This is a genomic window from Demequina aurantiaca, from assembly GCF_000975135.1.
Classification (GTDB): domain Bacteria; phylum Actinomycetota; class Actinomycetes; order Actinomycetales; family Demequinaceae; genus Demequina; species Demequina aurantiaca.
Genome location: NZ_BBRF01000003.1, coordinates 218,928 through 240,576, shown reverse-complemented (window position 1 = coordinate 240,576; position 21,649 = coordinate 218,928). Strand labels below are relative to the sequence as shown.

Sequence of the window (21,649 nt, the reverse complement as noted above, 5' to 3'; positions counted from 1 at the left end):
GACTTTCTGAAAGGCTCACCATGAATCTCAAGCAGGCGGCTCGCGGTGCAGCCGCGTTGGACGCGGGAGCGATCCTCGTGTTCGCGGTCATCGGTCGCGCGACCCATGAAGAGGGCATTCTGGGTGGCAACGGGCTGGGGCTGCTCGGCACGCTGTGGCCGTTCCTCGCGGGAGCCGCCGCTGGCTGGGTGCTGGCTAAGGCATGGAACAAGCCGTGCGCGTGGTGGCCCACCGGCGTGATCGTCTGGGCGGCGACGCTGGGAGTCGGCATGCTGCTACGACTAGTGAGCGGCCAAGGAGTGGCGGTCTCGTTCATGATCGTCGCAGCGTTGTTCCTCGCAGTGACTCTCATAGGCTGGCGTTTGATTGCTGGATGGGTCGCGAAGCGGCGCGGGCTCAAGGCCTGACTAACTCGCGCCTTCCACCGTCACCACGTGTGTCTCGTTGTCGTAGGTGAATGTCACGGTCGAGTCCGCACTCAGCGACAGCGGGATGTTCGCGCCGTCGGGCACGCCATCGACGCCGTAGTTTTCGTCCCACGCGCGGTCGATCGCGATCTTGTATTCGTAGTCGCCCGCGGGTAGGTCCACGGTGATGGACCACGTGGCAGCGTCGGCATCGAGAGTCATCTGCGCCTGGTCGCACCACGGCGCCCAGTCCTCGCCGCAGCCCATCGCCGTATTTACCGTGCCGGGCAGGGCCACCTCATCGGGCTGAGCGAGTGCGCCGGCGCGCGTGGACAGCGCTAGCGACCGAGCCTCCACCCCATCCTGAGTTGCGATGGCGCGGTAGAGAACGTCCGCGCCGTCTTGAAGCTCCGTGGCATCGTCAATCACGGTGTAGACAGGCGCGGACGCATCCGTTCCAACCTCTTCCCAGTCCCCGCCGTCGACCTGACGCTGGAACATCACCGACGTCCCGGGCCGGTCCGGTAGGACGGTCGCGCTGATCACGGGCGCCGAGCCCAAGGTCGCGCCCACCTCCGGCGAGGTGATGTTTACCTCCGGGGCGGGAACCTGGGCGCTCGCGAACTCCGATGTCGCCGTGTGGCCCGCGTTGTCGGCCACCACGGCCGCGTACTGAACCGCTGTGCCCGGCGCGAGCGAGGAAACATCCTGGTAGACCACGAACGGCGCATTGTCGTCGGTGCCGATGTATTGCCACCCATCCCCGGCATCGGCCCAGAAGGACACCTCCGCATAGGCGTCGGAGTCGACCTCTGCGGCCACGCGCACGCGACCGGGGGCCTCGGGCGCTGAGTCCGCCTCGGAGATCGTCACGCCAGGAGCATCGGCCGATGCCGGGATTGGCTTGGCCGCTTGGTACACCACGGCAGACGTGGCCGGGACGGCCACACCCACCTCACCACTAGCGCCGGACGTCGCCACGGCATCGGCGCCGTAGATGCCTGCAAAATCCGTGGACGGCGACCAGGTCGACACGCTAGCGGTGCGCTCCTCGTTGGAATTGTTGATGGCTACCAGGTACTCGACACCCTCGTCGCGATCCATGCGGGAGAACGCGTATATCCCGGCGCCGGGGTCGGCGTAGCGGTTCTGCTGGACGCCGTCGCGTAACGCCGGGTGCTCCTTGGTCAGCGCCGCGAGGTCAGCGATGGTCGCGTAAAGCGGGTGGGTGGTGTCGTAGGTGTCCTCGGCCTGGGTCACGTCGGTGCCGATCAGATCCTGCGACACGTACTCGTCAATCTGCGTAGCGAACATCGGCTGGCGCGACTGGATGTCGCCGCCCTCGCCGGTGAAGCCCTGCTCGTCGCCGTAGTAGATGACCGGGTTGCCGCGCGTGAGGTACATGAGTTGGTGGGAGAGGGTGTCCCGCGCCAGCGCCTCGTCGTCCGCGATGCCGGGATTGTCGGCCTGGATGAAGCTACCGATGCGGCCCATGTCGTGGTTGCCGAGGAACGTGGGTAGTTGATACGCGTTGGAGTCCGCGTCCGTGTACCAGTCGTCGCCGGCGTAGAAGTCGGCCAGCGCCTGCGCGCTGCCGCCGCCCGAGGCGTACGAGCGGGCCGCGTCCTGGAACGGGAAGTCGAGCACGGCCTGCATGCGATCCATCGTGGTGAAGGAGGACGTATAGGGGCGCGACGTGTCGAACACCTCGCCGAACATGAAGAAGTCCTCCTTGCCCTGGTCGTGCGCGAACTGCAGTACCTCGGGCCCAAAGCGCTGCCAGAAGCCGTCGTCCACGTGGCGCATGGTGTCGATGCGGAAGCCGTCAATGCCAAAGTCCTTGATCCACGTGCTGTAGATGTCGATCATGCCGTCCACCACCACGGGGTTCTCGGTGAACAGATCGTCCAACCCAAAGAAGTCGCCGTATTGGCTGTCCTCCCCGGTAAAGGTGGTGTTTCCGCGGTTGTGATAGAGCGTCACGTCGTTCAGCCACGCGGGAGTCTTGGCATCCTCTTCACCGGGATCGAGCACCGGGACGTACGGGAATGATGTTTGGGCGTCGAGCGGGGGGAAGCCGGTGGCGGCATCGTCCCCTCCATACGAATAGTCGCGGTCGTCGAATTCCTGTCCCGACGCATCGGTGTACGGCCGCTCGTCCTTGGACACGTACGCCTCACGCGGGTTGGACTCGTAGCCGATCACATCCGCGGTGTGGTTGGTGATGATGTCGAAGAACACCTTCATGCCGCGCTCGTGGGCGGCGTCCACCAGGGTCGTGAGCTCGTCGTTGGTGCCCAGGTGCGGGTCGATGTTCGTGAAGTCGGTAATCCAGTAGCCGTGATAGCCAGCGGAGTTGTCCTCGACCTGCACGGCCTTGTTGGTGAAGCTGGGGGTGAGCCAGAGCGCGGTGGTGCCTAGGCCCTCGATGTAGTCGAGCCTGTCCGTCAGCCCCTTGAGGTCCCCACCCTGGTAGAAGCCCGCCTGCGTGGGATCGAAGCCCGAGACCATGGGGTCGTCGCCCAGTCCGCCATCGTCGTTCGAGGTGTCGCCGTTGGCGAAGCGGTCCGCCATCACAAAGTAGAAGTTCTGGTCGGTGGTGGCTCCGCGAAGGGGAGCGACGGCGTGCGGTTCGGCGCTTTCCGCCGGGGAACTCGTGTCCGCGACGATGCCACCCGTGATGAGTGCTGCCATGGCCACCGCGGTGATGGTGGCGGTGAGTCCCAGCGGCGAAAGCAGGCGGCGGGTGGTGGTCAAGGCGATCCTCCTTCATTGCAGGTCTTGCCCCAGAGCGTATGCGTTTGCATTCGCGCTTGCAACACGACCGACTCGCTCTTCAGGCTGAGTTTTAGGGCGGACGATGTTGGGCGCAGGTGGTGCAGTGATCAATAAGTAAGCGCTTACATGCCAGAGGCGATGCCGGGGCAGGGGCTGTGATGGCGGTGAGGGGGTGGGGCCGATGCGTGTGCTGGGCTGTGATTGCGTGGAGATTTGGCGACGACCTGGCGATACGGGCACCCCGGTTGACAGTGCGCGAATGTCAGCGTTGAATGCGATAATCGAACAAGTGTTCGAATGGATGTTGAGTGGCGTGCTTGAAGTCTCGTCGTGAAGTGTCGCCGCGAGGCGTCGCGGTGAAGCTGCAGTGAAAGGGAGGTGAGGTGCGATGAGTACAGACGACTCTGCGACGCGCCTCGCCCGAGCCCGGGCGGCACTGGCCTCGGTGCATCAGAAAGTGGGCGTGGAACGAGTCCCGGACGAGGCTCCCGCGCTGCCTCTCGCCGATGCGCTTGGGTCGCTCCTGCCGCAGGGGCTGCGCCGCGGTCAGGTGGTGAGCGTCGAGGGTGCAACCTCGCTGATGCTCGCGCTGGGCGCGGAGGCATCGGCGAATGGATCCTGGACCGCGATCGTCGGCCTGCCGAGGGTGGGCGTTGTGGCGGCGGCCCGGCGGGGGATCGAGCTGTCTCGACTCGCACTGATGCCTCACCCGGGGGTGCAGGCCGCGCAGGTGGTGGGGGCGTGCGTGGACGGCATGGACGTGGTCATGCTCGGACCCCGCCTCGCGCTGTCTCACGCGGACCGGCGCCGGCTTGCCTCGCGGGCACGGGAGCGGGGCAGTGTGCTGCTGGTCGCGGAGCCGTGGGATGGAGCGAACGTTTCCCTGAAAGTAGAGAGCAGTCATTGGCGCGGGCTCGGCTCCGGGGATGGGCGCCTGCGCGAGCGCGAGATGACGGTGGTTGTAGGCGGACGCTCGCAGGGGTCTCGGCGGCGCGTGAACGTCACGCTCGACCTCGACCCCGGTGTGGCATGGTCTCGCCCCGGCGCGCGGACCGTCATTGACGAGGAGGTTGCGTGAGTACCCGGGCGGACGTTCCCCGCGGAGTAGGTCAGGTCACCGTCTCCACGGTGCGTCGCGCGGTCCTGTGGGTGCCGGACTGGCCCGTGGCCGCGGCGATGACCGCCGCCGGGCTGGGCTCCGAGGTGCCGGCCGCCGTGCTGCACGGGCGCGGCATGGTCGCGGTCTCCGCCGCCGCGCGTGCGGCAGGAGTGAAGCGGGGGATGCGCAAGCGTCTCGCACAACGAGCCTGCCCCGAGCTGGAGATTCTGCCGTATGACGAGGGCCGCGACTCGCGCGAATTTGAGGCGGTCGCCGCGGCTGCCGAACGCGTGGTGGCGGGGGTGGAGGTCTCGCGCCCGGGACTACTGATGATTCCGGCCGATGGTGCCGCCCGCTTTCACGGCTCGGAGGAGGCGCTGGCCGAGGCTCTTGTCGAATCCATTGCCGACTACGCCGGATACGAGTGCTCGGTGGGGGCCGCCGACGGGCTGCTTGCCGCGATCGTCGCCGCCCGGAACTCGGCGCTGGTGCCCGTGGGCGGGTCCGCCGACTACCTGGCGTCGCTGCCGATCGACACCTTGGTGTTGGCGGCCATGGAGCGGCAGCACCGGGAAGCGGTAGAAGACCTGGCCGGCGTGCTGAGCCGACTAGGCCTGTATTCGCTGCACGACTTCACGGCGCTGCCCAGTGCGGACGTCCTGGCGCGGTTTGGCCCGGCGGGAATGTGGGCGTACCGCATCGGCCGCGGCGAGGACGTGCGGCCACCGGTGCTGCGGCGCAGCGAGGACGACATCGCGGTGGAGTACGTGTTCGAGGAGCCGGCCCAGCGGGTCGAGCAGCTTGCGCTGGTCGCCGCGCACGTGGCAGGTCAACTGGACGTGACACTGCTCGAGGCCGGGGTGCGGTGCGGCCGGGTGTGCATCGCGGCCCGGACCGAGCGTGGCGACTCGCTGGAGCGGGTGTGGCGCACCGATGTGGGCAGCCGGTCCGGCGCGTTCGCCAAGCACATGGCCGACCGCGTGCGCTGGCAACTCGAGGGGTGGCTGTCTGGTACCTCGCAGGGGCCCGAGCCCGCACCGCTGGTCTCGCTGACGGTGACGGCTCAGGACGTCATTGCCCTAGGTAGTGAGCAGGCTTACTTATGGGGCGGGGTTTCCGGCGCCGATGCTCGTGCTCACCGCACGCTCGAGAGGATTCAGGGTCTGATCGGGGCAGACGGCGTGCTGTCCGTGCGCGAGCAGGGTGGGCGCGACCCGCGCGACCGAGTCCTCACCCTGCCCTGGGGGCAGGAATCCGCGCCCAGCCGGCGCATCGAACATCCGTGGCCGGGGCGCATTCCCGACCCCGCGCCCGCCACGGTGCTGGTGACCCCACAGCCGCTCGCCCTGCTGGACGCGGGCGGTCAGCCGGTCACGGTGGATCGCAGACTGGGCATGAGCGCGCCACCCACCTGGGTGCGCCTGCCCGTCGACCCCCGCGACGAGCGCATGGCCACCGCCCGCAGGCACCCGTCGTCGGGACACGTGGGTGACGTGGGCGAGCCGTCGTGGGGGCTGCCGCAACCCATCGAGTCGTGGGCCGGGCCGTGGCCCGTCGTGGAGCGCTGGTGGGCGCCGGATTCGACGCGGGGTGCGTACGTACAGATCGCGGTGCGAGAGGGGCCAGCGGTACTCGCGTCCTTCTCCGGCGGCGCCTGGGCGCTGGAGGCGGTCTATGACTAACTCGATGGGGCATCATGACTGACTGCATCGACTACGCGGAGCTGCACGCGCACAGCGCGTTCAGCTTCCTGGACGGCGCGAGCCAACCCGAGGAGATGGTCGCGGAGGCCGGCCGACTGGGACTCAGCGCACTGGCCATCACGGACCACGACGGCCTCTACGGCGCCGTGCGCTTCGCGAATGCCGCCCGAGCCATCGGCATACCCACCGTGTTCGGGGCGGAACTACACCTGCCCGTGGCCGACGATCGCGGGGGAGCGCCGGTGCTCGAGGCGCCCACCGGCAAGCCGGATCCCCGCTCGAGCCACCTGGTGGTGCTGGCCCGCGGCCCGGCGGGCTACGCGCGCCTCAGCCACGCCATCGGCATGGCACACCTGGCGACGGCAGAAAAAGGGCTGGCGAGGTACACCCTTGAGTCGCTCGCGGACGCCGGCGACGGAGAGTTCCTGGTGCTGACCGGCTGCCGCAAGGGCAACGTGCGACGCGCGCTGTCGGGGATGGGGGTGCCCGGCGCGCAGGGCGCACTGGGCGGGGGAGTCTCCGCGCAGGGGTTCGCCGCCGCACGCCGTGAGATCGACACTCTCGCGGCGCTGTTTGGGCGCGACAACGTGGCCGTGGAGATCACGGACAACGGCGACCCGCTGGACTCGGAGCGCAACGACGCCCTGAGCGACCTGGCCTTTGACGCCAACCTGCCGCTGGTCGCGACCACCAACGCGCACTATGCGAACCCCCGCGGAGCCGAGTTGGCGACGGCGCTGTCGGCCGTGCGGTCGCGGTCCTCGCTCGACGACATGGACGGCTGGCTGCCCTCCTCCTCCGGACTGCACCTGCGCAGCGGCGCGGAGATGATGTACCGGCATCGGCGCTCGCCCCAGGCCGTGACCACCGCCGCGCGCCTGGCCGCCGAGTGCACCTTCGACCTCAAGCTGGTGGCGCCTAAACTGCCGCCGTACCCGGTGCCGGACGGGCACACCGAGGCCTCGTGGCTACGCGAACTCGTCAACCGTGGCGCCCACGCGCGCTACGGGCCACGCGGTGACGAGCGGGTGCCGGGCGCCTGGAAGCAACTCGAGCACGAGCTCAACGTGATCGAGGCGCTGGACTTTCCCGGCTACTTCCTGATCGTCCACGACATCGTCAGCTTCTGCCGCGAGTCGGACATCCTGTGCCAGGGGCGGGGGTCGGCCGCCAACAGCGCGGTCTGCTTCGCGCTAGGGGTCACCGCGGTGGACGCTGTGACCCACGGGCTGCTGTTCGAGCGCTTCCTGGCGCCCGAGCGTGACGGGCCGCCGGACATTGACGTAGATATCGAGTCGGATCGCCGTGAGGAGGTCATCCAGTACGTGTTCCAGCGCTTTGGGCGCATCAACGCCGCGATGGTCGCCAACGTCATCCAGTACCGGCCGCGCTCCGCGGTGCGCGACGCCGCCAAGGCGCTGGGGTACGACGTAGGTCAGCAGGATGCGTGGTCCAAGAGCATCGACCGGTGGGGTGACCTGCGCGTCACACCCGAGAAGCAGGAGCAGCAGGCGGCGGTGACCCGGGACTCGGTCTGGCCGGAGTCGGCCACGCAGCCTCGCGTGCGTGCGCGTCCCGAGGCGGCTCCCGCCCGGCAGTCGGCCTGGCCGGACCTGAACATGGACGACCAGTCACCGAACAAGAACCCTCCGCAGGACCTCGAGCACATCCCCGACCCCGTGCTGGACCTCGCGCAGCAATTCATGCGGCTACCCCGGCACCTGGGCATCCACCCGGGCGGCATGGTGCTGTGCGACCGTCCGGTGATCGACGTCTGCCCCGTGGAGTGGGCGCGCATGCCAGGGCGTACCGTGCTGCAGTGGGACAAGGACGACTGCGCCGACGCGGGCCTGGTGAAGTTCGACCTGCTGGGCCTGGGCATGCTGTCCGCGCTGCGGTACGCGTTCGCATTCATCCACGAGCACACGGGACAGGAGCTGGGACTGCATTCGCTCCCGCAGGAGGACCCGGAGGTCTACGACCTGCTGTGCGCCGCGGACACGGTTGGGGTGTTTCAGGTGGAGTCGCGCGCGCAGATGGCGACCCTGCCGCGCCTGCGCCCGCGCCGCTTCTACGACATCGTGATCGAGGTTGCGTTGATTCGCCCCGGCCCCATCCAGGGCGGCTCGGTGCACCCCTACATCAACCGTGCGCGCGGCCGCGAGGAGGTGACGTACCTGCACCCGCTGCTCAAGCCGGCGCTGGAGAAGACCCTGGGCATCCCACTGTTCCAGGAACAGCTGATGCAGATGGCCATGGACGCGGCCGGGTTCGACGGCTCACTCGCGGACCAGTTGCGCCGCGCGATGGGCTCCAAGCGCAGCCCCGAACGCATGGAGGCGCTACGTGCCAAGTTCATGGTGGGTGCCAACGGGCGGGGGATTCCCGCCGATGTTGCGGTACAGATTTTCGACAAGCTCAAGGCGTTCAGCGACTTCGGTTTCCCGGAGTCCCACTCGTACTCGTTCGCGTACCTGGTCTACGCGTCGAGTTGGCTCAAGGTGCACCAGCCGGCCGCGTTCTACGCCGGTTTGCTCGCTGCGCAGCCCATGGGTTTCTACTCGCCCCAGTCGCTCGCCGCGGACGCCCGCCGCCACGGACAGACGGTGTTGCGACCCTGCGTAAGCCGTTCCCACGTGCTGGCAAGGGTGGAGCGACTGGCCGAGCCATCATCGGTGCCGAGCGAACGCCGCGAGGACCTCGCGGCGCTGAGCCACGTGGACCCCACCCTGGCCGTGCGCATGGGGCTGATGTCTGTGCGGGGTCTTGGCGCCGAGGCGGCGCAGGCGATCGTCGACGCGCGGGCCCAGGGGCCGTTCGAGTCGCTTACTGACATGGCGCGACGGGTCCGCGTGCGTCCCAAGGGAGTGAAGGGCGACGCCGGCATCGTCCCCGCTAAGGGTCTGTCCACCGCGCAGTGGGAGGCGCTGGCGACCGGGGGCGCGCTCGAGTGGCTCGGCGTGAGCCGCCGGGAGGGGCTGTGGGCTGCCGGAGCGCTGGCCCGCGAGGGGCCGGACACCCTGCCGGACGTGACAACAGGAGTGGCGGCGCCGATGCTGCCCGGGATGAGTGAGGTGGAGAAGGCAGTGGCTGACGTATGGGCATCGGGAGTGTCGACGGAGAATTATCCGACCGTGTTTGTGAGGGAGGGGCTGGAGCGCAACGGCGTGCTGACTGTTGATGAGGTCCTGCACCACGACGCGGAACGGCGCATCTCAGTGGCCGGGGTGGTGACGCATCGGCAGCGACCGGGAACCGCCAAGGGAGTGACGTTCATCTCTCTCGAAGACGAGACCGGCTTCCTCAATGTGATCTGCTCCGTAGGGGTATGGAAGAGATTTCAGGCCGTCGCGAGGCGTTCGCCGGCGTTGGTGATCCGCGGCCGCATAGAGCGTGCTGACGGCGCCACCAACCTGGTCGCGGAGCACCTGGCGCCGCTGAGCCTCAAGGTGCCAGCCAAGAGTCGCGACTTTCGGTGAATCACTGCCCCCAAGTGGTTTCTTGCACGCCCTTGTGCCGTGCTACGATTACCGTCGCATTGAGGCACTGGAAACAGAGTCTCGATCCACCTGTCCGGGTGGCGGAATTGGCAGACGCGCTAGCTTGAGGTGCTAGTGCCCGCAAGGGCGTGGGGGTTCAAGTCCCCCCTCGGACACCAGCAGGGCCGGAGCGAAAGCTCCGGCCCTTTTTGTTTGCCTCAAACCCGGTTGAATGTCACGGTCCGGTAACGGTGTGGGAATAGCCAGGGGGGATACAAGGTTGACGAGTACGACAGAGCAGTATCCGAACGAATAAGGGGGCTTTAAAATGCTTTACGCACTTCTTTGGATCTTGGCCGTGATTCTGGTGGTACTGGGAATCATGCGACTCATCAAGAAGGACATCCTGTGGGGCATCGTCCTCATCATTGTCGGACTGCTAGTAGGACCTGGTGGCGTCAGTATTTTCTGACCGCACCACGAGGACCTCTCGCGAAGGACCCGAGCCGCTCTGGCTCGAGTCCTTCGCCGTTCCATGGCGGCGTTAGCCTGGATACATGACTGCCTCGCGCGACGTCGTTCGCATCTGCCAAGACCTGATCCGCATCGACACCTCGAATTACGGTGACGAGGACGGGCCGGGGGAACGAGAGGCCGCAGACTACGTCGCGGCCTTCCTGACGGACCTTGGGCTGGAGCCCACCATTCGAGAGTCGGAGCCCGGCCGCGCCTCGCTGACCTGCCTCTGGGAGGGCGCGGACCGCAGCCGCCCGCCGCTCGTCGTTCACGGCCACCTGGACGTAGTGCCCGCCTTTGCGGACGACTGGTCGGTCGATCCCTTTGGTGCGGAGATCAAGGACGGCATGGTCTGGGGCCGCGGCGCCGTGGACATGAAGAATATGGATGCCATGATCCTGGCTTCCGTCGCCAACATGATCGACGCCGGCATTAAGCCCGCCCGCGACATCGTCATCGCGTTCTTCGCCGATGAGGAGCACGGCGGAGCGCGTGGAGCCAAATGGATGGTGGAGAACCACCCCGAGGACTTCCGCGGTGCCAGCGAGGCCATCAGCGAGGTCGGAGGCTTCTCCACCTACGTGAACGGTCGCCGCGCCTACCTGGTGCAGACAGCCGAGAAGGGAATCCAGTGGCTGCGCCTGGTCGCCGACGGCCAGCAGGGTCACGGCAGCCTGATTCATGGCGACAACGCGGTGACGCACCTCGCTGGAGCCCTGGCGCGCATCGGGCAATACGAGTGGCCGCTCGAGATGTCTCCCACCGTTGAGCAGCTGCTTCGCGGCGTTGCAGAGCTCACCGACGTCGAGTTCGAGCCCACCGAGGAGTGCGTGGCCAAACTAATCGACGGGCTCGGCGCGAACGCGCGCATGATCGCTGCGACCGTCCGCAACACCTCGAACCCCACCATGATGGACGCCGGTTACAAGACGAACGTGATTCCGGATACCGCGATGGGCTTCGTCGACACCCGTTATCTCCCGGGCCACCAGGAGAGCGTCCTGCGCACCATCGAGGAGCTCGCCGGCACGCACGTCAAGGTCGAGAACTACATCACCGAGCGCTCACTGGAGGTGCCGTTCGATGTACCGCTCGTAGACAAGATGATCGCGGCGCTCGGTGTCGAGGACCCAGACGCGCCCGTGTTGCCCTACGCGCTCATGGGGGGCACCGACAATAAGCATCTCGCGGCCATCGGCATCGCCGGCTACGGCTTTGCGCCTCTCCAGCTACCCGAGGACCTCGACTTCCCGTCGCTCTTCCACGGCATCGACGAGCGCATCCCGGTGGAAAGCCTGCACTTTGGCGAGCGCGTGCTCACCACGTTCCTGAAGGACTGCTAGACCACCCGCTGCGTCGGCGTTAGAAGGCATCGGTGCGCTGCAGCCTCATCACCCGGCGTCTTAGCCAGACACGGCGGGCGCCCCCTTCGTACAGCACCGACCGCGCGAGCTCCCATTGGCCGTATTCGGCCTGTTCGGTGAGGATGCCGCGCGCCTCGGAGTAGGAGACATCCCGAGCAATGTCGACCACACGCCACTCAAAATGGCGGTTGGGCGACTCGCCTGAGCGGCGTGGCGACACCACGTGGGCGTCCGTGCGAGTTGAAGGTTCTTTCATCATCCCTCCCATTTAATCGGTTCCGCGGGTACCGTCATAACCATGAGCACACAAGCGCGCGAGGCTCTGCGACTCCTGGTCGCAGCGTTGGAGACACACCTGGACGCCGTCGCGACCCGGCGTAGCCCGGTCGATGCCGCAGCCGACGATGCATACGATGCCGTGGCGGAGGCCTTCGAGGCATACGAGGAGGCGCTCGACGTCGAGTTCGCCGAGTCGCTGCCACTCGTGCTTGAGGATGACGACCAGTACGACGATGAGGAAGATGACGAGGACGTCACCGGCGACGATGACGAGGCGATCGATCCCCATGCCGAGGAAGACGAAGACGACCTAGATGACGACCTCGACGAGTTCGACCTGAGGTAGCGCACGGCACGGGGGAGGGTGTGCACCTCAATCACCTCCCCATCCTGCGGGCCCTTGCGGCTCGCGCCTAACGTCGTTCCGGGTATCCCAACGGTGGAGCCGTGACCTCGTCCAGCACGTCGACTATTGCTGCGGGAACACGGTTGCGGGTCGCGTTGAGCGACAGCTCCAGCTGCTCCGCGGTGCGTGCCCCCACGACGGCGGTGGCAATGTGCGGCTGCGCGAGCACCCATCCGAGCGCAAGTTCCTGTGCGGTCGCGCCAAGTCCTTCGGCGGCGGTGGCCAAGGCCTCGACGACCGTCGTGGAGTGGTCGTTGAGATAGGGATCCACGAAACCGGCGAGGTGCTCGGAGGCGGCCCGCGAGTCGGCAGGGATCGATGAGCGGTACTTGCCGGTGAGGACGCCTCGACCCAGGGGTGACCAGGCCATGACGCCCATGCCGATGTCAGCAGCAGCGGGCACTACCTCGCGCTCGATGCCGCGTTGAAGGAGCGAGTACTCGACCTGGGTGGCGGCGATGGATGGACGTCCCGTCGCCAAGGTGCCGATCCGGGCGGTGGCCCAGCCGGGGAAGTTGGAGACCCCAACGTAGCGCGCGCGGCCGGAGTTGACTGCGATCTCGAGGGCGTGCAGCGTCTCCTCGAGCGGCGTGCGGGAATCGTAGGCGTGCACGAGCCACAGGTCCACGTGGTCGGTGCCCATGCGTGCGAGCGACTCGTCCAGGGTGTCGAGCATCGTGTCGCGCGACGCGTCCACAAAGCCGCCCGATGCGGTCCGGCGGATGCCCGCCTTGGTGCAGATCTGAAGGTCGCGGCGTGCCACGGTGCCTCCCAGCATCGCGCCGATGAGCGCCTCGGAGCCGCCCTCCGCGTACGAGGCCGCAGTATCCACCAGGGTGCCGCCCGCGTTAAGGAACGCGTCGAGCTGGCCGCCCGCCTCATCCGCATTCGTGTCGCGGCTCCAGGTCATGGTGCCGAGCGCGAGCTCTGACACCTCAAGGCCGCTGGTTCCGACTCGATTGCGCTGCATGAGTGCGAACTTACCGCGCGCGTGGCGACGGCTGTAGGCGGCGCGCGGGTATTACTGTTGCGATTATGAATTGGTGGGAATCGATCGTCCTCGGAATCGTCCAGGGCCTCACGGAGTTCTTGCCGATCTCCTCCAGCGCGCACGTTCGGGCCATCGGTCCGCTGCTGCCTAGCGGTGGCGACCCCGGCGCGGCGTTCACCGCCATCATCCAGATCGGCACCGAGGCGGCCGTACTGCTGTACTTCCGCAAGGACATTGTGCGGATCATCTCCGCGTGGATCAATGCGCTTCGCGGCAAGGACGGCGCGGATCGCCGAGCCCGCTTCGGCGCCCACAGCCCCGATGCCCGGCTGGGGTGGTGGGTCATCATCGGCTCATTCCCCATCGTGGTGCTCGGCTTGCTGTTCCAAGACGCCATCGAGACCACCCTGCGCAATCTCTACCTCACCGCCATCACCCTCGCGCTCTTTGGCCTGGTACTGGGCTGGGCAGACAAGGTTGGAGCCAAGAAGCGTGAGCTGACCGAACTCACCGGCAAGGATGCTGTGCTGCTTGGCCTCGCGCAGGCGGCCGCGCTCATCCCGGGTGTCTCACGCTCGGGCGGCACCATCTCGATGGCCCTGTTCCTAGGCCTCACCCGCGAGGCGGCAGCGCGGTATTCGTTCCTGTTGGCCATTCCCGCCGTCCTCGGATCGGGGTTCTACCAGGCCGCCAGCAACTATCAGGAGATTACCGAGACGGGCGGAGTGGGCTGGGCCAACACCATCTTGGCGGCCGTGGTGGCCTTCGTTGTGGGATACATCGTGATCGTGTGGTTCCTCAGGCTCATCACGAACCACTCGTTCATGCCGTTCGTGATTTACCGGCTGGGATTCGCGGCGGTCATCGTGGCGCTCCTCGCCACCGGCACCATCGCGGCGACCTAGCCGACTCGGAACTACTTGTTGGGCCCGCCGTCGCGACGGCGCAGGAACTGCTCGAACTCGGCGGCAATGGCCTCGCCAGATGCCTCGGGAAGGCTGGTCTCGTCCATCAACTCCTCGAGCTGCTTGACGTGCTCGGCGACTTCCTCGTCCTCCTCGGAGAGTTCATCCGCGCCGCGCTGCCAGGCCTCGGCCTCGTACGGCAGGTCGGCGAGGTCGATCGGCTCGCCGATGAAGCGCTCCAGCTGACCCAGGAGCGCCATGGTGCCCTTGGGGCTGGGCGGGTGACCCACGTAGTGGGGGATTCCCACCCACATCGACAGCACCCGAATCCCGCGCAGGCTTGCCTCGTGACCGAGCACTCCCAGGATGCCGGTGGGTCCGTCGTAGTCGGAGCGCTCGAGGTCGAAGCGCTGCCGTGCCTCGGCGTCCTCGCTGGTGACAAACGTGGGCAAGGGGCGAGTGTGAGGAGCGTCGACCAACAGTGCGCCGCAGGTGATCAGCGTCGTCACCCCCAGGTCCGCCGCATGGTCCAGTATCTCGCCCGCGAAGCCGCGCCACCGCATGGACGGCTCGATTCCTCGCACGAGCGCAAGCTTGCGGTCCGACTCCCAAGGACCAGACGTGGTGGAGAGGATAGTGCCGGGCCACGACACCACCCGATCTCCCGACGGCAACCGCGAGATCGTCGGCCGATTGACCTGGAAATCATGGTATTTCTCGGAGTCCAGGGTCGCGTATTCGCCGGCGTTCCACCCTTGGACGAGGTGGTCCAGGGCGGCAGAGGCCGCCGACCCGGCATCGTTCCAGCCCTCGAAGGCGGCGATCATGATCGACTCGTTGCGACCAAGCGTCAAAGGGTCATTCTCGCTACTCATGCGCCCAGCCTAGACTTAACCTCCTATGAACTCTTCACCTATGCGCCCTGCCGCCGTCCTCTGGGATATGGACGGCACCCTCATAGACTCTGAGCCGTACTGGATTGGCGCGGAAAGAGAGCTCGCCTCGCGGTTCGGTGTCGAGTGGACGGACGCAGACGGTTTGCAGTTGGTCGGTAACCCGCTGACACTGTCCGCCCAGGTCCTGCAGGAGCACGGCGTCGACATGAGCGTCGAGGACATCATCGGCTACCTGCTGCGCCGGGTCACCGACGAGGTGCGCGCCCATACCCCTTGGCAGCAGGATGCCCGCACGCTGCTGGACCTCGTGGTGGGTGCCGGCATACCGTGCGCCCTGGTGACCATGTCCTATTCGTCCCTCGCGACGGCGGCAATCACCCGCATTCCCGATGCTTTCGCAGCCGTGGTGACCGGCGACGAGGTCACGCATGGCAAGCCACACCCCGAGTCGTTCCTGCTCGCGGCGGAGCGACTGGGCGTGTCGATTGCCGACTGTGTGGCGATCGAGGACTCACCGGCGGGCGTCGCCGCGGCCCTCGCCTCGGGCGCCCACACGATCGCGGTCAGGCGTCTCACGCCGTTGACTGACGCGCGCCCGGGCCTCAGCCGCGTGCGCAGCCTCGACGGCATCGGCCTCGATGAACTGTCCAAGATTGCCGGCGGCCGCACCATCGACGATCTCGGTTCCGACAACTAGCGTCAGTCTGCAACGTCGACCTTGACGCCAAGCGAGCGCTCCACCGCGGCAGGATCCAGCGGGGGAGGCGTGCCACCAAACTCCGGACATAGCTCTTGGAAATTGCACCAGCCGCACAGCTTGGATTTCTTGGGCCTGAACTGGCCTGCCCGAGCCGCGGCGGAGATGTCGTTCCACAACTCACGGATCTCGAACTCCACCTTCTCCAGGTCGCCGGCGTCCGGGCGCAACTCGATGGTGCCGCCATCACGCAGGAACAGCAGCTGCAGCAGCGCGGGGCGGCGACCGCGCAGACGCTCCACGAGCAGCGCGTAGAACCGCATCTGAAACTGTTCCTTCGTGGAGTACTGCGGCAGCGGCTTCTTGCCGGTCTTGTAGTCGATGAGCCGAATGGCGCCGTCGGGCGCAATGTCGACGCGGTCGATGAAGCCGCGCAGCAGGGGCCCATCCTCGAGCTGAAACTCAACAAATTCCTCGCGGGCGGCAGGCTCAAGCCGCTGCGGATTCTCGAGTCGAAAGTAGTTCGCGAGTCGCTCATTGCCCGTCCCGAACCAGGTCCTGAGTGCGGCATCGTCCTCGTGCAGGCCCGCGAGGTCGGGCTGCTTGGCGAGCATCTCCTGCCACTTGGGCTCCACCATGGCGGAGGCCGCAACGAGGGTGCGTTCGCCCGCGGGAAGGTCGTAAAGGTCCTCGAGGACGGCGTGCACCAGCGTTCCCAGAGTGGCCGCAGGAGAGGGCGGCTCCGGCACCTTGTCGACCAGGCGCAGGCGGAACATCAGCGGGCACTGGCGGAAGTCGCCGGCGCGCGAGGGTGAAAGTGCAGGCTTGCGCGGGCCCCGGCCACGCCCGGACTTGACGGGGGTGGTCACGGTCACGGGGTCATCGGCGCCGGAAGATTTCGCGGTGTCACTCATGTGACCACAGTAGGACGGCCCGGTGACAACCAGCGAAAGGCATCACCCCCGCGACCATCTACGGTGGACACATGGCAGATCAGAATCAAGGCACTCGCGGAATCTCCTTCGGTCGTGTGCTCGGAGCCCGCGTCGTCGTCCAGCCGTCGACCCTCATCATGTTGGTGCTTCTCGCCTTCCTGCTGAGCTCATCCGAGGACGGCATCACCCGCCGCGGGTTCACCATCGGGCTGATCCTGGCCGCCGCGCTCATCGTGTCCGTGTTTCTGCACGAGGTCGCGCACGCCATCGCGGCGCGCGCGTTCAAGAGAGACGTTCACGAGATCGTCCTCACCCTGTGGGGCGGGCACACGTCATTCGACTCGCGCAACCTCACCCCGCTCGTCAACGGCGTGGTCTCGCTCGCGGGTCCCGCCGCCAACGTGGTCATCGCCGGCGTCGTCGCCGCCGCTCTGCAGGCGACCACGCCGGGTGGCCTGCTGGGAGCCGCGCTGTGGTGGGTGGTGTGGGCCAACCTGCTGCTCGCCGCCTTCAACGCCCTCCCGGGCATCCCCATGGATGGCGGCCGCGTGCTCGAGGCCATCGTCTGGGGTGCAACGAAGAACCGCAACCGCGGCACGATTGTGGCCGCCTGGGCCGGCCGCGTGGTCGCCATCGGCGTCGTGGTCTTCGCCATCGGAGTGCCGTTCCTGCGTGGCTCCACGCCCAGCATTTTCAGCATGCTGTGGGCTGTCCTGATCTTCGGTCTGCTGTGGCCAGCAGCATCGAATGCGCTCAAGGTGGCCACCACCATGACCCGCGTGGAGAGCATCGGCGCACGGTCGCTGATGGTGACCGCCGTCCCCATCCCGTTCGCCGCCACCGTTCACGAGGCAGCCCAGCTCGCCGCCCGTGCCGGCGCCCTCGAGGTCGTCGTGCTCGCAGCGGACCGCGCCCCTGCCGGTCACTTCCCGGTGTCACTGATCGACGCCGTGCCGGAGTCCGAGCGCGCGCACACTCACTTGCAGTCCGTCACCATGCCGATGCCGCGGGGTGCGGAGATGAGCCCAGACCTGCACGGCCGCGAGTTCGTCAACTTCCTGCAGCAGTGGTGGGGCAAGACCGAGGTGTGGGCGGTCGTGGAACATGGCCACGTCATCGGCGTCGTGCGAGCCCAGGACGTGCAGGGAGCCCTGCAGTAACGCGCCCTAGACTGGGCGCATGACTTCACCGACCTCAGCGCCCACCGGCGCCGACCAGCGCCGCGGACCCCTCTGCGTAGGCGACCGCGTCCAGTTGACCGATGCCAAGGGACGCCACCACACCATCACCCTCGACGCGGGCAAGACCTTTCACACGCACCGCGGCCAGTTCACGCACGATGACCTGATCGGCCAGCCCGAGGGCACCGTGATTCGCAACACCGCGGGGGTGGACTACCTGGTGCTGCGACCCTTGCTGAGCGACCTCGTGCTGTCCATGCCGCGCGGCGCTGCCGTGATCTACCCCAAGGATGCCGGCCAGATCATTCAGATGGCGGACATTTACCCGGGCGCACGCGTGGTCGAGGCAGGCGTGGGTTCCGGCGCGCTCACCATGTCGCTCCTGCGCGCCGTGGGCGACGGCGGAGAGCTGATCTCGATCGAGCGTCGCGCGGACTTCGCAGACATCGCCCGCGCCAACGTCGAGTCCCACTTTGGCGGCCCGCACCCGGCGTGGCGCCTGGAGATCGGCGACTTCGCGGACCAGGTGGCACTGGTTGCCGAACCGGGCACCGTGGACCGTGTCATCCTGGACATGCTCGCGCCGTGGGAAAACATCGACGCCGCGGCCGATGCTCTCGCCCCCGGCGGCGTGTTCCTCGCCTACGTCGCGACGGCCACTCAGATGTCTCGTCTCGCGGAGGACCTGCGCGACCACGGCGGTTTCACCGAGCCGCACGCGTGGGAGAACCTGCTGCGCACCTGGCACCTCGAGGGTTTGTCCGTGCGGCCCGATCACCGCATGATCGGCCACACCGGCTTCCTGATGACCGCCCGTCGCATGGCTCCCGGCGTGGACGCCCCGTTGCGCCATCGCCGACCCGCCAAGGGCGCGTACCCCACCGCGGACGCCGAATGGACGCCCGAGGACCTGGGCGAGCGTCCCGTAAGCGAGAAGAAGATCCGCAAGGTGCGTCGCGGCGCGCTCGACGCGACACCCACGACAGACACCACCATTGCGGCCGATGCCGAGGCGGCGACGGCAGGGGAGGACAGCTGATGGTGGCAGAGGGACAGGACAAGCTCGCGACCGTCGAGCGTCAGAACCGGGAACTGCAGCGCCTGCTGACCCTGGCGCGTGACCAGCTGGGCGAGATGAAGGTCAAGCTCGCCGAGGCATCGGCGCCGCCGCAGACGTTCGCCACGTTCGTGCAGTGGGCGGGTGAGCACGCCGACATCGTGTCGAGTGGGCGCCGCATGCGGGTCACCGTCTTGCCGTCGCTGGACAAAGACCTGGAGCCGGGCGATGAGGTGCTTCTCAACGCCATGATGGTGGTGGTCGGCACCGCGGAGGCGGAGCGTGCCGGTCAGGCCGCGATCGTGCGCGAGGTCATCGATGCTGACCGGGTGCTCGTGGTCTCGCGCGGCGAGGACGAGCGCGTAGTGATCATGATCGGCGGCGACGCCCATGCGCGCGTGTCTGAGGGTGACACCGTCATCATCGACCCGCGCACCGGCTTCGCGTCGGAGAAGGTAGACCGCAGCGGCGTCGAGGCGCTCATGCTCGAGGAAGTGCCGGACGTCGACTACCGCGCAATCGGTGGCCTCGGCTCGCAGATCGAGCGTATCCGCGACGCGATCGAGCTACCCATTCGTCACCCCGAGCTGTATGTCGAGCACGACCTACGCCCGCCGCGTGGTCTGCTGCTGTACGGTCCTCCCGGCTGCGGCAAGACGTTGATCGCGAAGGCGGTCGCGCACTCGCTCGGCGAGGCCGTGGGCGCGGACCGCTCGTACTTCCTGTCCGTCAAGGGGCCGGAACTGCTCAACAAGTACGTGGGCGAAACTGAGCGCTACATCCGCACCATTTTCGAGCGCGCTCGCTCCAAGGCGTCCTCCGGCGCCCCCGTGGTGGTGTTCTTCGACGAGATGGATGCGCTGTTCCGCTCCCGCGGCTCGGGTGTGAGTTCCGACATGGAGACCACCATCGTCCCGCAGCTGCTCACCGAACTGGACGGCGTCGAGTCGCTCAGCAACGTGATCGTGATTGGCGCGTCCAACCGCGAGGACATGATCGACCCGGCCATCCTGCGTCCCGGCCGCCTGGACGTGAAGATCGAGGTCTCGCGTCCCGGCCCCGCGTCCGCCGCCGATATCTTCAGCAAGTACCTGACCGCATCGGTGCCGATGGCGCCCAGCGAACTCGCCCAGCACGGCGACGATGCGGTGGCGACCGCCCGCGCGCTCAATGCCGTGGCGGTCGACACGCTATTCGCCCACGCGGACACCCCCGAGTACGTCTCGGGCGCGCTGATCCGCAACGTCGTAGACCGCGCGAAGACGGGGGCCATCAAGTCGCTGATCTCCGGCGGCGAGCGGGGCATCACCGCGGCCCACCTGCGCGAGGCGTGCGACCAGGAGCTGGTCGAGGCACGTGCCGTGGCAGCCGGTTCGTTGGCGGGGGAGTAATCCGTGGGGATGGAAGAAGCGGCAGGTGAGAGCGATGCCGCACGGGTCATGGGCATCGAGACCGAGTACGGCATCACCAACCCGGACCGCTCCGGCGCCAACCCCATCCTGATGTCCTCGCGGCTCGTCCAGGCCTGCCGCGCGTGGGCCGGTCAGTCCACCACCCGGTGGGACTACGGCGGCGAGGACCCGTTGCAGGACCAGCGCGGTATGCGGCGCTCGCGAGCTTCCGCAACCTCGGACATGCTCACCGACGCCACGGAGTACGACGAGGCTGAGCAGGCGGTGACGCTGCGCAGGCGACGCGGCTCGTGGGAGGACCCCGCGCACCTCAACGCGGTGCTGGCCAACGGCGCGCGCTTCTACGTGGACCACGCCCACCCCGAGTACTCGGGCCCCGAGGTCACCAACGCGCGCGACGCCGTGCTGTGGGACCGCGCCGGCGATGCGATCGCGCTCGCGGCCACGGTCGAGTACGAGCGCGAGGAGGACGAGCGAGTCGCGCTGTACAAGAACAACGTGGACGGCAAGGGTGCGAGCTACGGCACTCACGAGAACTTCCTGATCCGCCGTGACACCGACTTTGACGACGTCATCAAGTACCTGACCCCACACCTGGTGACCCGCCAGATCTTCACGGGTGCCGGCCGCGTCGGGATCGGCCAGCGTGGCGAGGGCGCTGGCTTCCAGATGTCTCAGCGCGCCGACTACATGGAGGCGGAGGTGGGACTGGAGACCACGCTGCGTCGTCCCATCATCAACACCCGTGACGAGCCGCACGCGGAGCGCAGCAGGTGGCGCCGCCTGCACGTGATCATCGGCGATGCCAACTGCATGGACATCCCCATCCTGCTCAAGACCGGCACTACAGCGCTGGTGCTCGCGGCCATCGAGGCGAGGGACACGCGCCTGGGTGCCTGCGAACTTCGCGAGCCCGTGAGCGACGTTCAGACCGTGTCGCGAGACCTGACGCTGCGCGCGCCATTTGTCCTGGCCTCGGGCGACAAGGCGACGGCGCTGCAGATTCAGCGCGCCCTGCTGGAAATCTGCCGCACCTACGTCGCGAGCGCCACGGACGCGTACGTCATCACCCGGTGGGAGAGCGTGCTCGACCTGCTGGACCGCGACATCTTTAGCGCCGCCCGTGAGGTGGAGTGGGTGGCAAAACTGCAGCTATTGGGCCGGATGCGATCCAAGTACGCCCCCGTCGACGAGCGGGGAGAGGTGCAGGACCTGCCCTGGGACGATGCTCGCCTCGCAGCCGCGGACGTGCAGTGGAGTCAACTTGGCACGGGACTCGCAGCACGCCTCGAGCGGGCCGGATCATTCGAGCGGGTGGTCACTGACGAGGACGTTGCCGCGGCGATGCGCACCGCACCCCGCGACACCAGGGCGCGCCTGCGAGGCGACATGGTGGCCGCGCGGCCGGACCTGCTCGACGCGGCCGGCTGGTCCTCTGTGGTCCTCGACCGTGAGACCACGCACGGTGACCTCGAAGTGGTCCATCTGGACGACCCCCTCGCCACCACGCACCCCCTCCTCGACTCCCTGATCGGGGGATAGAC

The 21,649-nt window shown here is 67.5% G+C and carries 18 protein-coding genes and 1 tRNA gene; 14 read left to right on the top strand and 5 right to left on the bottom strand.

Annotation, left to right across the window (positions count from 1 at the left end; translation table 11 throughout):
- Positions 1–20: 20 nt before the first annotated feature.
- Entirely contained in the window at positions 21–407 is a 387-nt protein-coding gene (locus tag AOP73_RS11440; RefSeq protein ID WP_061966089.1) for a DUF3054 domain-containing protein, read from the top strand.
- Here AOP73_RS11440 and AOP73_RS11435 read toward each other — a convergent pair whose 3' ends face one another.
- Positions 408–3,164 (bottom strand): alpha-amylase family glycosyl hydrolase, encoded by a 2,757-nt coding sequence (locus AOP73_RS11435; RefSeq protein ID WP_369345532.1) that lies wholly within the window; start codon positions 3,162–3,164, stop codon positions 408–410. It lies immediately after the preceding gene.
- 409 nt (positions 3,165–3,573) lie between these two features.
- Between AOP73_RS11435 and imuA' the strand changes: the two genes are divergently transcribed.
- From imuA' to AOP73_RS11410, 6 genes are all read left to right on the top strand, one after another.
- A complete protein-coding gene (gene imuA', locus AOP73_RS11430; RefSeq protein ID WP_061966087.1) occupies positions 3,574–4,263 on the top strand; it encodes a DnaE2-dependent mutagenesis accessory factor ImuA' in 690 nt (229 codons plus the stop codon).
- Positions 4,260–5,966 carry a DNA polymerase Y family protein gene (locus AOP73_RS11425; protein ID WP_061966085.1) on the top strand — a complete coding sequence of 569 codons (1,707 nt, stop codon included), beginning with the start codon at positions 4,260–4,262 and terminating at the stop codon, positions 5,964–5,966. Before imuA' ends, AOP73_RS11425 begins: the two co-directional genes overlap by 4 nt.
- A 14-nt stretch (positions 5,967–5,980) precedes the next feature.
- Positions 5,981–9,466 (top strand): error-prone DNA polymerase, encoded by a 3,486-nt coding sequence (locus AOP73_RS11420; RefSeq protein ID WP_061966083.1) that lies wholly within the window; start codon positions 5,981–5,983, stop codon positions 9,464–9,466.
- Positions 9,467–9,558: 92 nt separating this feature from the next.
- Positions 9,559–9,645, top strand: a tRNA-Leu gene (locus AOP73_RS11415).
- A gap of 149 nt (positions 9,646–9,794) precedes the next feature.
- Positions 9,795–9,938, top strand: a complete 144-nt coding sequence (locus AOP73_RS12070) for a GPGG-motif small membrane protein (RefSeq protein WP_169746291.1) — start codon at positions 9,795–9,797, stop codon at positions 9,936–9,938.
- 85 nt (positions 9,939–10,023) lie between these two features.
- Positions 10,024–11,325, top strand: coding sequence for a M20/M25/M40 family metallo-hydrolase (locus tag AOP73_RS11410; protein WP_061966081.1), 1,302 nt, complete (start codon positions 10,024–10,026; stop codon positions 11,323–11,325).
- A gap of 19 nt (positions 11,326–11,344) precedes the next feature.
- On the opposite strand, the gene AOP73_RS11405 is transcribed toward AOP73_RS11410, so the two are convergent.
- Entirely contained in the window at positions 11,345–11,605 is a 261-nt protein-coding gene (locus tag AOP73_RS11405) for a DUF5703 family protein (RefSeq protein ID WP_369345531.1), read from the bottom strand.
- 39 nt (positions 11,606–11,644) lie between these two features.
- On the opposite strand from AOP73_RS11405, the gene AOP73_RS12050 reads away from it, so the two are divergent.
- Complete coding sequence (locus tag AOP73_RS12050) at positions 11,645–11,971, top strand: hypothetical protein (RefSeq protein WP_061966079.1); 327 nt, start codon at positions 11,645–11,647, stop codon at positions 11,969–11,971.
- A 67-nt stretch (positions 11,972–12,038) separates the two neighbouring features.
- Here AOP73_RS12050 and AOP73_RS11395 read toward each other — a convergent pair whose 3' ends face one another.
- Positions 12,039–13,001 carry an aldo/keto reductase gene (locus tag AOP73_RS11395; RefSeq protein ID WP_061966077.1) on the bottom strand — a complete coding sequence of 321 codons (963 nt, stop codon included), beginning with the start codon at positions 12,999–13,001 and terminating at the stop codon, positions 12,039–12,041.
- Positions 13,002–13,066: 65 nt separating this feature from the next.
- On the opposite strand from AOP73_RS11395, the gene AOP73_RS11390 reads away from it, so the two are divergent.
- The gene (locus AOP73_RS11390; protein WP_061966075.1) at positions 13,067–13,927 is read left to right on the top strand and encodes an undecaprenyl-diphosphate phosphatase; all 861 of its coding nucleotides are present in this window, start codon (positions 13,067–13,069) and stop codon (positions 13,925–13,927) included.
- An 11-nt stretch (positions 13,928–13,938) separates the two neighbouring features.
- Here the strand turns inward: AOP73_RS11390 and AOP73_RS11385 are convergent, their stop codons facing one another.
- The gene (locus tag AOP73_RS11385) at positions 13,939–14,802 is read right to left on the bottom strand and encodes a PAC2 family protein (protein WP_061966073.1); all 864 of its coding nucleotides are present in this window, start codon (positions 14,800–14,802) and stop codon (positions 13,939–13,941) included.
- A 25-nt stretch (positions 14,803–14,827) separates the two neighbouring features.
- On the opposite strand from AOP73_RS11385, the gene AOP73_RS11380 reads away from it, so the two are divergent.
- Positions 14,828–15,520, top strand: a complete 693-nt coding sequence (locus AOP73_RS11380) for an HAD family hydrolase (RefSeq protein ID WP_061966071.1) — start codon at positions 14,828–14,830, stop codon at positions 15,518–15,520.
- 2 nt (positions 15,521–15,522) lie between these two features.
- Here the strand turns inward: AOP73_RS11380 and AOP73_RS11375 are convergent, their stop codons facing one another.
- Complete coding sequence (locus tag AOP73_RS11375) at positions 15,523–16,434, bottom strand: RecB family exonuclease (RefSeq protein ID WP_061966069.1); 912 nt, start codon at positions 16,432–16,434, stop codon at positions 15,523–15,525.
- A 71-nt stretch (positions 16,435–16,505) separates the two neighbouring features.
- Between AOP73_RS11375 and AOP73_RS11370 the strand changes: the two genes are divergently transcribed.
- Genes AOP73_RS11370 through dop form a run of 4 tightly spaced genes read left to right on the top strand, consistent with a single transcriptional unit; the run spans position 16,506 to position 21,647 of the window.
- On the top strand, positions 16,506–17,615 hold the full coding sequence (locus tag AOP73_RS11370; RefSeq protein WP_061966067.1) for a site-2 protease family protein: 1,110 nt from the start codon (positions 16,506–16,508) through the stop codon (positions 17,613–17,615).
- Between the two features lie 19 nt (positions 17,616–17,634).
- Entirely contained in the window at positions 17,635–18,675 is a 1,041-nt protein-coding gene (locus tag AOP73_RS11365) for a tRNA (adenine-N1)-methyltransferase (RefSeq protein ID WP_061966065.1), read from the top strand.
- Positions 18,675–20,084 (top strand): proteasome ATPase, encoded by a 1,410-nt coding sequence (gene arc, locus AOP73_RS11360; RefSeq protein ID WP_061966062.1) that lies wholly within the window; start codon positions 18,675–18,677, stop codon positions 20,082–20,084. Before AOP73_RS11365 ends, arc begins: the two co-directional genes overlap by 1 nt.
- A gap of 9 nt (positions 20,085–20,093) precedes the next feature.
- A complete protein-coding gene (gene dop / locus AOP73_RS11355) occupies positions 20,094–21,647 on the top strand; it encodes a depupylase/deamidase Dop (RefSeq protein ID WP_061966060.1) in 1,554 nt (517 codons plus the stop codon).
- The last annotated feature ends 2 nt before the right edge of the window (positions 21,648–21,649 follow it).